Annotated in this window: 13 protein-coding genes; all 13 read left to right on the forward strand. The window is 53.3% G+C overall.

The annotated features are described in order from the left end of the window. Nucleotides 1-17: 17 nt before the first annotated feature. Entirely contained in the window at nucleotides 18-869 is an 852-nt protein-coding gene (gene proB / locus AB1I67_RS14640; RefSeq protein ID WP_367030605.1) for a glutamate 5-kinase, read from the forward strand. 13 nt (nucleotides 870-882) lie between these two features. Further along, nucleotides 883-1,101 (forward strand): DUF896 domain-containing protein, encoded by a 219-nt coding sequence (locus tag AB1I67_RS14645; protein WP_367030606.1) that lies wholly within the window; start codon nucleotides 883-885, stop codon nucleotides 1,099-1,101. Further along, nucleotides 1,098-1,661: a 5-formyltetrahydrofolate cyclo-ligase gene (locus AB1I67_RS14650; protein WP_367030607.1), complete on the forward strand. Its 564-nt coding sequence runs from the start codon at nucleotides 1,098-1,100 to the stop codon at nucleotides 1,659-1,661. Before AB1I67_RS14645 ends, AB1I67_RS14650 begins: the two co-directional genes overlap by 4 nt. Before the next feature lie 52 nt (nucleotides 1,662-1,713). Next, nucleotides 1,714-2,955, forward strand: a complete 1,242-nt coding sequence (locus AB1I67_RS14655) for a glutamate-5-semialdehyde dehydrogenase (protein WP_367030608.1) — start codon at nucleotides 1,714-1,716, stop codon at nucleotides 2,953-2,955. Between the two features lie 86 nt (nucleotides 2,956-3,041). Next, entirely contained in the window at nucleotides 3,042-4,499 is a 1,458-nt protein-coding gene (gene miaB / locus AB1I67_RS14660) for a tRNA (N6-isopentenyl adenosine(37)-C2)-methylthiotransferase MiaB (RefSeq protein ID WP_367030609.1), read from the forward strand. Nucleotides 4,500-4,701: 202 nt separating this feature from the next. Then, nucleotides 4,702-7,347: a DNA mismatch repair protein MutS gene (gene mutS / locus AB1I67_RS14665; protein WP_367032623.1), complete on the forward strand. Its 2,646-nt coding sequence runs from the start codon at nucleotides 4,702-4,704 to the stop codon at nucleotides 7,345-7,347. Between the two features lie 60 nt (nucleotides 7,348-7,407). Further along, the gene (gene mutL / locus AB1I67_RS14670; RefSeq protein WP_367030610.1) at nucleotides 7,408-9,480 is read left to right on the forward strand and encodes a DNA mismatch repair endonuclease MutL; all 2,073 of its coding nucleotides are present in this window, start codon (nucleotides 7,408-7,410) and stop codon (nucleotides 9,478-9,480) included. Nucleotides 9,481-9,513: 33 nt separating this feature from the next. Beyond that, a complete protein-coding gene (miaA, locus tag AB1I67_RS14675; protein ID WP_367030611.1) occupies nucleotides 9,514-10,452 on the forward strand; it encodes a tRNA (adenosine(37)-N6)-dimethylallyltransferase MiaA in 939 nt (312 codons plus the stop codon). Next, nucleotides 10,449-11,759: a methionine gamma-lyase family protein gene (locus AB1I67_RS14680; protein ID WP_367030612.1), complete on the forward strand. Its 1,311-nt coding sequence runs from the start codon at nucleotides 10,449-10,451 to the stop codon at nucleotides 11,757-11,759. The genes miaA and AB1I67_RS14680 overlap by 4 nt, the downstream gene beginning before the upstream one ends. Nucleotides 11,760-11,878: 119 nt before the next feature. Beyond that, nucleotides 11,879-12,574: a DNA repair protein RadC gene (radC, locus tag AB1I67_RS14685; protein ID WP_367030613.1), complete on the forward strand. Its 696-nt coding sequence runs from the start codon at nucleotides 11,879-11,881 to the stop codon at nucleotides 12,572-12,574. Nucleotides 12,575-12,577: 3 nt separating this feature from the next. After that, nucleotides 12,578-13,444 carry a rod shape-determining protein MreC gene (gene mreC / locus AB1I67_RS14690; RefSeq protein ID WP_367030614.1) on the forward strand — a complete coding sequence of 289 codons (867 nt, stop codon included), beginning with the start codon at nucleotides 12,578-12,580 and terminating at the stop codon, nucleotides 13,442-13,444. Then, nucleotides 13,441-13,947 carry a rod shape-determining protein MreD gene (gene mreD / locus AB1I67_RS14695; RefSeq protein ID WP_367030615.1) on the forward strand — a complete coding sequence of 169 codons (507 nt, stop codon included), beginning with the start codon at nucleotides 13,441-13,443 and terminating at the stop codon, nucleotides 13,945-13,947. Before mreC ends, mreD begins: the two co-directional genes overlap by 4 nt. Nucleotides 13,948-13,953: 6 nt before the next feature. Next, the gene (locus AB1I67_RS14700; RefSeq protein WP_367030616.1) at nucleotides 13,954-16,833 is read left to right on the forward strand and encodes a penicillin-binding transpeptidase domain-containing protein; all 2,880 of its coding nucleotides are present in this window, start codon (nucleotides 13,954-13,956) and stop codon (nucleotides 16,831-16,833) included. The last annotated feature ends 26 nt before the right edge of the window (nucleotides 16,834-16,859 follow it).

The raw sequence follows: 16,859 nt of genomic DNA on the forward strand, positions 1-16,859 counted from the left end.
CCATTGCGGGAGGAATTATGTTAACAGAAGACAGATTAAAACTGAAGGATAAAAAACGGATCGTGATCAAGATCGGCTCGTCTTCCCTGACCCATCCGGGCACGGGAGCGCTGAACCTTTTGAAAGTAGAACGGCTGATCCGCATCATCTGCGATCTAAAGGGGGAAGGCCGGGACGTGGTGTTAGTCTCCTCCGGCGCCATTGCGGCGGGAAGGCAGGCCCTGGGCGGACAGAAGCGTCCGGAGACGATCTCGGAGAAGCAGGCGTTCGCGGCGGTAGGCCAGGCCAGGCTCATGATGGTCTACCAGAAGATTTTTGCAGAGTACAACTGTGTGGCGGCGCAGGTGCTGCTCACCAAGGATACCATGGTCAACGAGGTGTCCCGCTACAACGCCCAGAATACCTTTGACGAGCTTTTGAACCTGGGAGCCGTGCCGGTTGTCAACGAAAATGATACGGTCTCCACCCACGAGATCCAGTTTGGGGATAATGACAGGCTGTCCGCGATCGTGGCTGCTCTGATCGGAGCGGATCTTTTGATCCTGCTGTCCGATATTGACGGGCTGTACTCCGATGACCCGCACCAGAACCCGGATGCAAGGTTTATAAGCATGGTCCAGGAGATCACGCCGGAACTGCTTCATATGGGCAAGGATACCTCCGGCAGCGACGTTGGCACCGGGGGCATGTCGGCGAAGCTGGCGGCTGCCAGGATCGCCACGGACAGCGGTTCCGATATGGTGATCGCTAACGGTGAGGATGTGGAGGTCATCCATGAGATCATGGGAGGCAGGGAGAAGGGTACTTTGTTCCTGGCCCATGCCAATCTGGATTTTGACCTGATGGATTATATCAATTACAAATATTAGGAGGAGCAATAAAATGGACCAGAGCAAGATAGACAGAATCAACACCTTATATCACAAATCCCAGGCGACCGGGCTTACAGAGGAAGAAAAGGAAGAGCAGGCAGCCCTCAGGAAAGAATATATCGAAGCGATCCGCACCAATATGCGGGCCAATCTGAACAATATCTCCATAAAAGAGGAGGACGGCACCATTACCGATCTTGGCAAGAAGCATGGAGGAGTCACTCATTGACCGAGAAAACAGCCATCCGGACGCAGATAAAATGCTTGCGGAAAGAACTGGATGAAACGCAGAAAAGGGACCTGGATCAGGCAGTCCTTGAAAATCTTTTAAGTCTTCCGGAACTGAGGGAAGGGACGAAGCTTCCCGTCTACTGCTATGTCTCCATCGGCAAAGAGGCAGATACCCGTGCTTTGATGGAACGGCTGTGGCAAAGGAATATCCCGGTGGCTGTCCCACGGGTAGAAGGGGATGTGATCCGCTTCTACCGGATCCGTGGAATGGAGGATTTGGAGCCGGGATGTATGAGGATTCCGGAACCGGTGTCAGGATGTCCACTGGCGGACACCAGGGCTTCCGTTGTACTTACTCCCGGTCTGGCATTTACGCCGGAGGGCGCGCGGCTCGGATATGGAGGAGGATTTTACGACCGCTTTTTCGAGACAGAGCCGGAGCATAAGAGGATTGCGCTGGCATACCCGTTTCAGATCCTGCCCAAGCTTCCGGCAGAGGGCTTTGACAGGCAGGTGGACATGATCGTAACAAGTGAACGGATTTATCATTGCAGATAGTATTGCAATTTGTAACAGAGGCGGATGGATACAGAAAACAGGAGGACGGAGTATGGAACTGATGGAGATCGGCAGACGTGCAAAACAGGCGGCGGCAGCGCTTAACAACCTTGGGGTTTCAGAGAAGAACGAGGGGCTCAGACAGGTGGCCCAGGCTCTTTTGGATGGAGAGGTGGATATTCTGACAGCCAATCAGGATGATGTGATCCGCGCCACGAAAAATGGCATGAGCCCCGCCCTGATCGACCGGCTGGAGCTTACGCCGGCCCGGATCCAGGCCATGTCCGACGGGCTTTTGGAGGTGGCGGCCCTGGATGATCCGGTGGGCGAGGTGCTGTCCATGAAACCAAGGCCAAACGGCCTTCTGATTGGAAAAAAACGGGTCCCGCTGGGGGTAGTCGGCATCATCTATGAGGCGCGTCCCAATGTGACTGCGGACGCCTTCGGGCTCTGCTTTAAGACCGGCAATGCGGTTATCCTAAAAGGCGGCAGCGATGCCATTGAGTCCAACAAGGAGATCGTGCGCTGGATCCGGACAGGGCTTGCCCGGGCGGGGCTTTTGGAAGATGCTGTGCAGCTGATCGCCGACACAGACCGGGAGATCACGAGACAGTTTATGCGGATGAACCAGTATGTGGATGTCTTGATCCCCCGCGGCGGCGCAGGACTGATCCGGACCGTGGTGGAAAACAGCACGGTCCCGGTGATCGAGACCGGGACCGGCAATTGCCATATCTATGTGGACCAGTCGGCAGACCCTGACATGGCGCTTGACATCATTGTCAATGCCAAGACACAGCGGATCGGCGTCTGCAATGCATGTGAATCCCTGGTGGTTCACCGCTCGCTGGCAGAATCGTTCCTGCCCTTACTCTGGGAGCGGCTGTCTGAAAAACAGGTGGAGGTCCGCGCCGATGAGGAAGCGTGCGGGATCGTTCCGGGATTTACCCCCGCAGTGGAAGAGGACTGGGGAACGGAATATCTGGATTACATACTCTCGTTAAAGCTGGTGGATAGTCTGGATGAGGCTGTGCGCCACATCAACCGGTACAATACCGGGCATTCGGAGGCGATCATCACACAGGACTACGAGAATGCCCAGAGATTTTTAAATGAAGTGGATGCCGCTGCGGTCTATGTCAATGCGTCCACCCGCTTTACAGACGGAAATGAATTTGGATTTGGCGCGGAGATCGGGATCAGCACCCAGAAGCTCCATGCGAGAGGGCCTATGGGGCTGGAGGCGCTTACCACGACCAAATACATCATATACGGAAACGGTCAGGTGCGTTAAACTTTTGTTGATTTTTCAAATCTTTCTGTTTATAATGTATAAGTTGGCTTTTTGACGCTTATTTAGAAAATTTGGAGAAAACAAATATGGATCAAACGACAGATAACTGCCTGGATATCCGGATCCCTGAAGCAGAACCGGAGCGGCAGATGTATTTTATGGAACAGATGAAACAGCTTGTGCAGCAGAGGGCGGAGGAAAAAGGCCGTCCGCTGACCTGTATGATCAACACCTTTGGCTGTCAGATGAACGCCCGGGATTCCGAGAAGCTTCTGGGCATTTTAGAGCGCATTGGCTTTCAGGAAACGGACAGCGAGGAGGCTGATTTTGTCCTTTACAATACCTGCACGGTCCGTGACAACGCCAATCAGCGGGTTTACGGCAGACTGGGATATCTCAATACCTTAAAGAAAAAGAACCCGGATATGATGATCGCCCTCTGCGGCTGTATGATGCAGGAGCCGTCGGTGATTGAAAAACTCAAGAAGAGCTATTCTTTTGTAGATATCATTTTCGGCACACACAATATTTTTAAGCTGGCGGAGCTGATCTACAACCGGATGACAGGGCAGCGGATGGTGATCGACATCTGGGACAGCGCAAAGGAGATCGTGGAGGATCTGCCGGTAGAGCGGAAGTTCCCGTTCAAGTCCGGCGTCAACATCATGTTTGGCTGCAACAATTTCTGCAGCTACTGTATCGTTCCCTATGTGCGGGGCAGAGAGCGCAGCCGCCGGCCGGAGGATATCCTTTCAGAGATCAAAAAGCTGGTGGCGGACGGCGTTGTGGAGGTGATGCTCCTGGGACAAAATGTGAATTCCTATGGAAAGAATTTAGAGACTCCCATGACCTTTGCAGAGCTTCTCCGTGAAGTGGACAAGATACCGGGACTGGAGCGGATCCGTTTTATGACGTCCCATCCGAAGGATCTGTCGGACGACCTGATCGCGGCCATGCGGGACTGCAAAAAGGTGTGCAATCACCTGCATCTTCCGCTCCAGTCAGGGAGCAGCCGGGTGCTTGAGGTGATGAACCGGCGCTACACGAAGGAAGACTACTTAAGACTGGTGGATAAGATCCGCGCGGCAGTGCCGGATATTTCCCTGACCACGGATATCATTGTGGGATTCCCGGGTGAGACGGATGAAGATTTTGCGGAGACCATGGATGTGGTGCAGAAGGTGCGCTATGACAGCGCGTTCACCTTCATCTATTCCAAGCGTACCGGGACCCCTGCCGCCGCCATGGAGGACCAGGTGCCGGAGGATGTGGTAAAAGCCCGGTTTGACCGGCTTCTGCGCGAAGTCCAGCATATTTCCGCGGAGGTCTGCGGAAAAGATGCAGGCACGGTCCAGAAGATCCTGGTAGAGTGCCTGGACGACCACAAGGAAGGCTATGTGACAGGACGGCTGACCAACAATACCGTAGTCCATTTCCCTGGAGACGAAAGCCTCATAGGAAAGATCGTGGACGTATACCTGGAAGAGTCAAAAGGGTTTTACTACATGGGGCAACAATTCAGGGCGGCGGAACTTGCGAAATAAAAATCCGCGTCAAGCTTGCTTGTAAGCGTATTTTTATTCCGCAAGTTCCATCGGAGGAATCTCCGATGCTTCTTGTATGGCCAGCGGCCATACAAGAAGATGCCGCCCGCCCCCACCGAAGCCCATCCTTTGTGGCTGCCAACAACAAAGACAAATAGAACTGACTTAAGATAAGGAGTAAACTGTGGCTGGATTATCACCAATGATGGTCCAATATATGGAGACCAAAAAACAATATCACGACTGTATCCTGTTCTACCGCCTGGGCGACTTTTACGAAATGTTCTTCGACGATGCGCTGACCGCATCGCGGGAGCTGGAGATCACCCTGACAGGAAAGGAATGCGGGCTGGAGGAACGCGCACCCATGTGTGGCGTTCCTTATCATGCTGTGGATGCATATTTAAGCAGGCTGGTGCAGAAGGGCTATAAGGTAGCCATCGCAGAGCAGATGGAGGACCCGAAGCAGGCCAAGGGACTGGTGAAACGGGAGGTGATCCGGGTGGTCACGCCGGGTACCATCACCAGTGCCCAGGCCCTTGACGAGACCAGGAACAACTACCTGATGGGGATCGTCTATCTGGGCGACCGGATGGGCGTGTCGGTAGCGGATATCACCACCGGGGATTTCCTTGTGACGGAGGTGTCCTCCGAGCGTTCCCTGTATGATGAGATCAATAAATATTCCCCCGCGGAGATCATCTATAATGATGCCTTTTCCATGTCGGGCATCAGCCTGGAGGATTTAAAGGACCGGTATCATTTTGCATGCTCCACGGTGGATTCCCATTATTTCCAGGATGAGAGCTGCAGGAAGGTGCTGAGGGAGCACTTCAAGGTGGGAAGCCTGGAAGGGCTGGGGCTGGCGGACTATGACTGCGGCGTGATCGCGGCTGGGGCCGTGCTCCAGTACCTCTACGAGACCCAGAAAAACACCCTGGACCATCTGACCACCATTGTGCCTTATTCCACCGGCAATTACATGGTATTAGACGCGTCCACCAGAAGGAACTTAGAGCTTCTTGAGACCATGCGGGAAAAACAGAAACGGGGAAGCCTTCTCTGGGTGCTTGACAAGACCCGGACGGCCATGGGCGCAAGGCTTCTGCGCACCTGGATCGAGCAGCCTCTCATTGACCGGGAAGAGATCCTGAAGCGCCAGACTGCCATTGAGGAGCTGAACCTAAACTACATAAGCCGGGAAGAACTGGGAGAGTATCTAAATCCCGTCTATGACCTGGAGCGTCTGATCGGGCGGATCAGCTATAAGTCCGCCAACCCGCGGGATCTGCTGGCATTCTGCAATTCCATTGCCATGGTCCCCCACATCAAGACACTGCTCAAAGAATTTACAAGCCCCAACCTGCGCAGCCTGGAGGAAGCGTTGGACCCGCTGGAGGATTTGGAGAGCCTGATCCGGAGCGCTATCGTGGAGGAGCCGCCCATCGTTGTGCGGGAGGGCGGCATCATAAAGGACGGTTTTCACGAGGAAGCAGACCGTCTGCGCCACGCAAAGACGGAGGGGAAGACCTGGCTGGCGGAGTTAGAGGCGAGGGAGCGGGACAAGACCGGCATCAAGAACCTGAAAGTAAAGTTCAACAAGGTGTTCGGATACTATTTCGAGGTGACCAATTCCTTTAAGGACATGGTTCCCGATTACTTTATCCGCAAACAGACCCTGACCAACGCGGAGCGGTATACCACGGACGAGCTTAAGAACCTGGAGGATGTGATCCTGGGAGCGGAGGACAAGCTGTTCTCCTTAGAATACGAACTGTTCTGCCAGGTCCGTGACGCCATAGCAGCGGAGGTGGTCCGCATCCAGCAGACAGCCCGGGCCATTGCAACGGTGGATGTCTATGTTTCTCTGTCTACGGTAGCCACCAGGAATAACTATGTAAAACCGTCCATCAACGAAAAAGGCACGATCCAGGTGAAGGGCGGCCGTCATCCGGTGGTGGAAAAAATGATGCGGGATGACTTGTTTGTGGCCAATGACACCTACCTGGATAACGGGAAGAACCGGATCTCCATCATCACCGGTCCAAACATGGCGGGGAAATCCACCTACATGCGCCAGACTGCGTTGATCGTTCTGATGGCGCAGATCGGCAGCTTTGTGCCTGCGGACCAGGCAAATATTGGGATCTGCGACCGGATATTCACCCGTGTGGGAGCGTCAGACGACTTAGCCAGCGGACAGAGCACCTTCATGGTAGAGATGACGGAGGTCGCCAATATCCTGAGAAATGCCACCCGCAACAGTCTCCTGATCCTGGATGAGATCGGGCGCGGGACCAGCACCTTTGACGGCTTGAGCATCGCCTGGGCCGTGGTGGAGCATATCAGCAACACGAAGCTTTTGGGAGCCAAGACGCTCTTTGCCACCCATTATCATGAGCTGACCGAGTTAGAAGGGATCATGAGCGGCGTCAACAACTACTGCATCGCGGTGAAGGAGCAGGGGGACGATATCGTGTTCCTGCGCAAGATCATAAAGGGCGGGGCAGACAAGAGCTATGGCATCCAGGTTGCGAAGCTGGCGGGCGTGCCGGATACGGTCATTAACCGGGCAAAAGAGCTGGTGGAAGAGCTGATCGACACAGATCTGACGACCCGCACCCGGGAGATCGCGGAAGGAAATGCAACTGCCGTCAGCCACAAGCCGGTACCGAAGCCGGACGAGGTGGAGCTAAGCCAGCTCACCCTGTTTGATACGGTCCGGGAGGATGACATCATAGAAGAGCTGAAAGGCCTGGAGCTGGGCAATATGACGCCCATCGACGCCTTGAATATCCTGTACCGCATGCAGACGAAGCTTAAGAACCGCTGGGGCGGAGAAGTGTAAGCCCCACATTTCAGACAGCAGGCAGCAGTGTAATGTGCATATGCAAAGGAGATATAAACTATGCCCAATATCCATGTGCTGGACCAAAATACGATCAATAAAATAGCAGCCGGAGAAGTCATCGAGCGCCCGGCGTCCGTGGTGAAGGAGCTTTTGGAGAATGCCATCGACGCCAGGGCCACCGCTGTTACGGTGGAGATCCGGGAGGGCGGTATTTCCTTTATCCGGGTGACGGACAATGGCTGCGGGATTCCGAAAGCAGATATCCCCCTGGCTTTTCTGCGCCATTCCACCAGCAAGATCCAGAGCGTGGAGGATTTATTTACCGTATCTTCCCTGGGGTTCCGCGGCGAGGCGCTTTCCAGTATCGCGGCTGTGGCGCAGGTGGAGGTCATTACCAAGACCAGCGACAGCCTGACCGGATCACGCTATCAGATTGAAGGCGGGGAAGAAAAGAGTTTAGAGGAGATCGGCGCTCCGGAGGGGACCACGTTCATTGCGCGGAACCTTTTTTACAATACCCCGGTGCGCAGGAAGTTTTTGAAAACCCCAATGACGGAGGGCGCCCATGTGGCGGACTTGGTGGAGAAGATCGCCCTTTCCCACCCGGAGATATCCATCCGCTTTATCCAGAACAACCAGAATAAGCTGCACACTTCGGGCAATCATAATCTGAAGGACATTATCTACACGGTATTTGGCAGGGAGATCACATCCAACTTACTTCCGGTTGAACGGAAAAGCGAAGTGATCTCTGTATCCGGGTTTATCGGGAAACCTGTGATCGCCCGGAGCAACCGGAATTTTGAAAATTACTTTATTAACGGACGATATATCAGGAGCGGCATCATCTGCAAAGCTATCGAGGAAGCCTATAAGCCTTTCATGATGCAGCATAAATACCCGTTTACCATGCTGCACTTTTCCATCGAGCCGGAATTTTTGGATGTGAATGTACACCCCACCAAGATGGAACTGCGGTTTCGCGACGGGGAGCTGATCTTTACGATGATCCGGGACGCCATATCAGACGCCCTGATGCACAAAGAGCTGATCCCTGAGGTCGTGCTGGATGAAAAGAAAAAGCGGGAGGAAGAGGCCAGGGAGCTGCGCCGGATCAACCAGGAAAAACGGATTCCCATACCGGAGCCGTTTGAGCAGAAACGGATGAAAAAGCTGGGGCAGGGGGCTGTGGCGGGAACGGATCAGAAACCGTCCGGAAGTGAAACAGCAACTCAGGAAGAAGCATGGAAGGCGTTTGCACAGCCTGCCGGCACTTATGAAGCGGACAGGGCGGCGAAGCCGTCAGACAATCTGGTCCGTGATGCCATGGGGCATTATGGAGATTATGAAAGCCGGCATTCGGAAAGAACAGGGAATCCAATAAGACCGGAAAATCCGATAAAACCTTCTAAAACAATCGATATGGACAGCGAAACGGGAGCCATAGGGGCGACGCAGTTAAACGCCCAGCCTGAGCAGCCCGCCGGTGAACCGGCTGCCCGCCAGGTACAGATGGATCTCTTTGAGGAGAAGCTTTTAGAGCCAAAGGCCCGGAGCCGGCACAAGCTGATCGGCCAGCTCTTTGACACCTACTGGCTGGTAGAATTTAATGAACAGCTCTACATCATCGACCAGCACGCGGCCCATGAGAAGGTCCTGTTTGAAAAGACCATGAGATCCTTAAAGACCAGGCAGTACACCTGCCAGATGGTCAATCCGCCCATTATCCTGACCCTGAGCAGCAACGAAGAGGTCATGCTGAAAAAAAACCTGAACTATTTTACCGATATCGGGTTTGAGATCGAACCGTTTGGCGGAAAAGAATATGCGGTCCGGGGCGTTCCGGACAATCTGTTTTCCATCGCAAAGAAAGAGCTGCTGATGGAAATGCTGGACAGCCTTTCAGAGGATACGCTTGCCGGAAATGCGGAGATGATCTATACAAAGGTCGCCACTATGTCCTGCAAGGCGGCTGTGAAAGGAAACCACAGATTGACCGCTGTAGAGGCGGATGAGCTGATCGACCAGCTTCTGGACTTGGATAATCCGTACGCCTGCCCTCATGGACGGCCGACCATTATCTCCATGAGCAAATATGAGCTGGAAAAGAAATTTAAACGGATTGTGTAAATTGAAGTTATAGATAAAGAGAAGGGGATATCCATGAAGCGACCACTTATCATCCTGACGGGACCGACTGCGGTTGGGAAAACCTCCCTTTCCATCCAACTGGCAAAGGCACTGAATGGGGAGATTATCAGCGCCGATTCCATGCAGGTCTATCAACATATGGATATCGGTTCTGCAAAGGTCACCCAGGCAGAGATGGAGGGAATTCCACATCATCTGATTGATGTGCTGGAACCATGGGAAGAATTTAATGTAACCAGATTCCAGTCTATGGCAAAGGAAGCCATGGAGGGGATTTATGCCAGAGGACATGTGCCCATTGTGACAGGAGGGACCGGCTTTTACATCCAGGCCCTGGCCTACGATATTGATTTTAAAGAAAACGAGGGCAGTGCGGATATCCGGCGGGAGCTGGAGCGGCTGGGAGAGGAGCAGGGCGGCGAATACCTGCACCAGATGCTTGCAAAGATCGACCCGGAGTCCGCCGGGATGATCCATGCCAACAACCGGAAGCGCGTCATACGGGCCATCGAGTATTACCAGATGACCGGGGAACCCATATCCGAACACAACCGCAGAGAGCGGGAAAAGGCGTCTCCGTACCAGCTGTTTTATTACGTGTTGACCTGCGACCGCCAGGCGCTTTACGACCGCATTGAGCAGCGTGTGGACCAGATGCTTAAAGCAGGGCTTGTGGAGGAAGTGAAAAAGCTTAAAGAAATGGGCTGCACCCGCAGCATGGTCTCCATGCAGGGGCTGGGGTACAAAGAGATCCTGGATTATTTGGACGGGACCTGCACTCTTGAGGAGGCTGTGTACGTGCTGAAGCGGGATACCAGGCACTTTGCAAAACGGCAGATCACCTGGTTTAAGCGGGAGCGGGATGTGCGGTGGCTGATCCTGGAAGAGTTCGGCGGCGACAGGGAAAAGATCCTTGCCCATATATTACGTGAATTTGTAGCTGTTATATGAACTTTACAGTGAGGAGAAAGAGAATAGTGGAACTGGAACAGATGTATAGGGAACTGGGCATCAGCACAGAGGTGCTCAAGTTCGGCACAGAGATAGAGCGGCACTTAAAAGAACGGTTTGAGGCGATCGATGCCAACGCAGAGTACAACCAGATGAAGGTAGTGAAGGCCATGCAGGATGCAAGAGTCAGCGACATCCATTTTGCGGCGACCACCGGCTATGGCTACAACGATCTGGGCAGGGATACGCTGGAGGAGGTATACGCTAAGGCATTCCACGGAGAAAGCGCCCTGGTGCGTCCGCAGCTGATCAGCGGGACCCATGCGCTCCATATTGCCCTGTCCGGCAATTTGCGTCCGGGAGATGAGCTTTTATCTCCGGTGGGTAAGCCTTACGATACCTTAGAGGAAGTGATCGGTATCCGGGAATCCGTAGGCTCCTTAAAAGAGTACGGAGTCGTTTACCGTCAGGTGGATCTTCTGGAGGATGGTTCTTTTGACTTTGAGGGGATCCGGCGTGCGCTGAACGAAAAGACAAAGCTGGTGACGATCCAGCGCTCCAAGGGCTACGCCACCCGTCCGACCCTTTCTGTGGAGAAGATCGGGCAGCTGATCGCATTTATCAAGGAGATCCGTCCGGAAGTCATCTGTATGGTGGACAACTGCTACGGGGAATTTGTGGAGCGGATGGAGCCTACGGATGTGGGCGCAGATATGATCGTCGGTTCCCTGATCAAGAACCCCGGCGGCGGCCTGGCTCCGATCGGCGGATACATTGTTGGACGAAAAGACTGTATTGACCGGGCGTCCTACCGGCTCAGCGCCCCGGGACTCGGCAAGGAGGTAGGCGCGAGCCTGGGAATCAACCAGTCCTTCTTCCAGGGGCTGTTTTTATCACCGACGGTGGTAGCCGGAGCCTTGAAAGGCGCTATCTTTGCAGCCAATATTTATGAAAAGCTGGGTTTTGCCGTTGTGCCTGACAGCACCGAATCCCGCCACGATATTATCCAGGCCATCACCTTTGGCACGCCGGAAGGCGTGGTGGCATTCTGCCAGGGGATCCAGGCAGCCGCTCCCGTGGACAGCTTTGTGACGCCGGAGCCATGGGATATGCCGGGATACGATGCGCCGGTCATCATGGCGGCAGGCGCTTTTGTACAGGGCTCCTCCATCGAGCTTTCCGCTGACGGGCCGATCAAACCGCCGTATGCGGTATATTTCCAGGGCGGCTTGACCTGGTACCATGCGAAGCTGGGGATCCTAAAATCCCTGCAGAAGCTTAAGGATGCCGGGCTGGTGACGCTTTAAAACGTGTTTGTTAACACTTTCTAAAGTTTTCCATTTTTTGTATACACAGATTTTGTTTTGTGGTAAACTAATAGCATGGTCATTTCTGAGTTCGTACTGGAGAGTCGCGTGAGGAGGAAATGATGAATCATACTACGATGAAAGAACTGCCTCTCGATGCCCGGCCCTATGAGCGCTGTCTTCGGGAGGGACCTGAGCATCTAAGCGATGCCCAGCTGTTATCGATCATTATCAGAACCGGCTCTAAGGAGGAAAGCTCCCTGGAGCTGGCGTCCAAAATACTGGCCTTAAACTATCCGAGGGAGGGTATTTTAGGGCTTTTGCATCTTTCTCTGCCGCAGCTGATGTCGGTCAAGGGCATCGGCAAGGTGAAGGGGATCCAGCTTTTGTGTATCGGGGAGCTGTCAAGGCGCATCTGGAAGAAAAAGAATCTGGAGCAGCCGCTCAGCTTCCAGAATGCAAAGGATGTGGCGGATTATTATCAGGAGGACATGCGCCACAAGGAACAGGAACAGTTCCGCATGATGATGTTCAACACCAGACAGGTGATGCTGGGGGAGGTTTTATTGACCCAGGGCACGGTGAATGCTTCTTTCGCTTCGCCGCGCGAGATATTCCTGGAAGCGCTCCGGCATCAGGCCGTCAGTCTGATCCTGGTGCACAACCATCCCAGTGGGGACCCGGAGCCAAGCCTGGAGGATATCAGGCTTACAAAAAGGATCCGGGAGGCGGGGGAGCTTTTAGATATCCGCCTTCTGGATCACATTATCATCGGCGACAACTCCTATGTCAGTCTGAAAGAACGGGGATTATGATAGATGGAATCAAAGCGCAGCAAATACATTTTAATCGGTTTATCGGCATTCTGCATTCTCTTGATCGGGGTCACCTCATTTATGGATGGATTCCTGAACCCTCTGCGGAGCGGTATCGGATATTTTCTGATCCCGATCCAGTCCGGAGTCAACCGTGCAGGAACCTCACTCTACAACGGCATCACCAATTACAGTACCTTGAAGAATGCCATGGAGGAACGGCAGATGCTGCAGGACCAGATCGACAGCCTGATCGAGGAGAACAGCCGTCTTCAGGCAGAGCAGTTCGAGCTGGAGCGGCTCCGGTCCCTGTATGAGCTGGATCAGGAGTATATGCAGTATGAGAAGATCGGAGCCAGGGTCATTGCCAAGGATTCCGGCGACTGGTTCCAGGTATTCCGGATCAACAAAGGCTCCGCCGACGGGGTCCGGGTGGATGCCAATGTAATTGCCGGAGGCGGCCTGGTGGGGATCGTCACCGATGTGGGAGCCAATTATGCCACGGTCCGTTCCATTATCGACGATGTGAGCCGGGTGGGCGGCATGGCACAGCAGTCCGGGGATACCTGTATCGTCGCGGGGGATCTGACCCTGTTTGGTGAGGGCCGGCTCCGAATCAACAATATCCTGCAGAATGGGGATATCAAGGACGGGGACAGGATCGTGACCTCCAACGTCAGCTCCAAGTTCCTGCCGGGCATCCTGATCGGTTATGCCACGGATATCACCACGGACCCGACCCGGCTTACCAAGTCCGGTTACCTGGTGCCTGTGGCGAAGTTTGACAGTCTTCAGGAGGTCTTAGTCATCACACAGTTAAAAGAGGATCAGACCCAGGACCCGTCTGGCCTTCAGGGAGAGGATTCATGAAACGGACAATACTAAATGTACTGCTGATGATACTGGCCTTTACGATCCAGAACTGCGTGTTTCCGCTGATCCCGTTTTTGTCGGCATCGCCGAACCTGCTGCTGATCCTGACCTTTTCCTTTGGGTTTATCTACGGGAAGCAGGCAGGGATGTATTATGGCCTGTTTGCCGGGATATTGCTGGATCTGTTTTACAGCGGTCCTTTTGGCTTTTACACCCTGCTGTTCGTCAATATCGGTTATTTTAACGGGATCTGTACCAAATATTACTATGAAGATTATATCACGCTGCCGCTGATCTTGAGCCTTGTGAATGAACTGGTTTACAATGTTTACATTTATGTGCTGAGGTTTTTGATCCGGAACAGGCTGGATGTTTTTTATTACGCCCGGGAGATCGTCATACCCGAGACCATTTTCACCGTAGTGACGACACTGCTGATATACCGGTTCTTCCTGTTCACCAACAGGAGGCTGGAAGAGATGGAAAATAGGAGAGACTAAAAAGAAGTGCTGAAGGATTTACTGGAAATATTACAGGAATTTTTGAAGAAGATACTTGGTTCCAGGATATTTGCCCTGGCAGCTGTTTTTACGGTCATGTTTGCAGTCCTGATCGTCAAGCTGTTCCATCTGCAGATCATCGAGGGCGAGGAATATCTGGAAGAATACGTGCAGATGACGGAAAAAACCGTCACCACGCCGGGGACCCGGGGCAATATCTACGACCGGAACGGAACGCTCCTGGCTTACAATGAGCTGGCCTATACGGTCACGATCCAGGATACGGGCGCATATCCGAGAAGCTCCTCCATGAACGCCATGCTGTTAAAGCTGGTGCGGATCCTGGATAAGCATGGCTACGAAGCCCAGGGAAAGTTTGAAGTCACGTTAAATGAAAACGGGGAGATGGTCTACACATGCAGCTCTGAAGCCGCGAGAAAACGCTTTCTGCGGGATTTTTACGGAAGGAAGTCCGTGGATGAGTTGGACGACGCAAAAGGCAAATATCCCACCAATATCTCAGCCCGGAAGGCCTTTGAGATCCGAAGGGACCGTTACGAGCTGGGAGAGATGAAGGATGAATTCGGCAATCCGGTGATCCTTACAGACTGGGAGGCGCTCCAGATCGTCAATATCCGCTATACCATGTCCCTGGTAGCTTACAAAAAATACGAGACCACCACGATCACCGCCTATGTGGACGAGGAGACTGTGGTGGATATCCTGGAGCATGCGGACGAGCTTCAGGGGGTGGGGATTGAGGAGACGACCATCCGGAAATACAAAGACCCCATCTATTTTGCCTCCATCATCGGCTACACCGGCAAGGTACAGGAAGACCAGCTTGAGGAACTGCAAAAGAGCAATCCGGAATATGAGCTCAACGATATCGTAGGGCGTACCGGCATAGAGGCGTCCATGGAGCTTGAGCTTCAGGGGCACAAGGGCTATAAGAACCTGATCGTCAATAATGTGGGCAGTGTTATGGAAGTGGTCTCTGAGACACAGCCGTCCACTGGCAACGATATCTATCTGACCATAGACCATGACCTTCAGGTAGGTATTTATCATCTGATCGAACAGCAGCTGGCAGGTATCCTCGCCCATGCGCTGGTAAATGAAGATGTGGATGTAACGGACATCACCGACGCTTCCAAGATCAGGATCCCCGTAAAGGATGCCTATTACCAGCTGATCAACAACAATGTGCTCTCTCTAAGCCATATGGCCCAGGAGGATGCCTCTGATATCGAGAAGGAGATCTACAGTACCTACACGGCGTCAAAGGCGCAGATCATAGAACAGCTCCGGTATGAATTGATGAGTGAACATGCCACGGTCATGAAGGATCTGCCCAAGGATATGATGGCGTATATGGTGTATATCTACACCTATCTTTCCGATCCGACGGTGGGTATCATAAAGAAGGACAGCATTGACACCAACAGCCAGGAATACCTGGCCTGGAAAAATGATGAGATCAGTCTGCGGGATTATATCTATGCAGGCATTTCCGACAACTGGATCGATACTACGCAGTTGGATATCCAGAGCAAATATTCCAATGCGGACGATATCTACTCTGAGCTGGTGGAGTATGTTCTGGACCAGCTTGAGGACGACAGCAGGTTTACCAAGCGCATTTACCGGTATCTGGTCAATGACGAGGTGATCACAGGACGTCAGCTCTGCCTGGCGCTTTATGCCCAGGGTGTACTGCCCTATGATGAACAGCAGGTGCAGCTTCTGACTGCCAACGGGGACAATTACGCGTTTACTTTTATGAAGGACAGGATCACCAATATTGACCTTACCCCGGCGCAGCTGGCTCTGGACCCGTGTACCGCAGGTGTGGTGATCACGGATGTGAACACTGGAGAGGTGCGGGCGCTGGTGACGTATCCGAGCTATGACAACAACAGGCTGTCAGGCAGTGCGGATGCGGTGTATTTGAGCCAGCTTCAGGAGGATCTGTCCCTGCCGCTGTACAACAACGCAACTCAGGCCAAGAAAGCTCCCGGCTCCACCTTTAAACCGATCACGGCGATCGCAGGGCTGGAGGAGGGCGTGATCGACCTTTACCAGACCATAGACTGTACGGGAGAGTACAAGGAAGTCGCACCGCCGATCAAGTGTTGGATCTATCCTGGGTATCACGGCCCGCTAAACGTTGTGGGCGGTATCCAGAATTCCTGCAACTATTTCTTCTCGGAGGTGGCCCACCGGCTTTCTACCGATGAAAACGGCGTATATTCCACGGACCGCGGGATTGCGACGATCCGTAAATACGCCACCATGTTCGGTCTGGACCGTCCGTCCGGGATCGAGATATCGGAGACGACGCCGGAGCTGACCACGGAGGACCCGGAGCGTTCCGCCATGGGGCAGGGTACCAACTCCTATTCAAACGTCCAGCTTTCCCGCTATGTGGCGGCGCTGGCGAACCGGGGAACGGTATTTGAACTGAGCCTTCTGGAAAAGATCACCGATGCAGAGGGCAATATCATCAAAGATTACACACCGGAGGTATCCGGTCATATAGAGATAGCAGATTCAACCTGGGATGCAGTGCAGCAGGGAATGCGCGGCGTTATTTCCGATGGTTCCGCCAAACAGATCTTTAAGGATCTGGAAGTGGAGATCGCAGGAAAGACCGGTACTGCGCAGGAGACCAAGACCCGCGGTAACCATGCATTCTTTATCTCTTACGGACCTTATGCCAACCCGGAGATATGTGTAACGGTAAATATCCCCTATGGATATTCATCCTCCAACGCGGCCACGGTCGCCAAGAATATTTACCGCTTCTACTACAGATACACGGATCTTGATTATATCATGAACACCGGCGCGCTGGATGTTTCCAATGTCAAGATCGGGGATTAATCTTTAATATCAGAAAGCGGGGGAGT

Source organism: Clostridium sp. AN503, from assembly GCF_040719375.1.
In the GTDB taxonomy this organism is placed as follows: domain Bacteria; phylum Bacillota; class Clostridia; order Lachnospirales; family Lachnospiraceae; genus Brotaphodocola.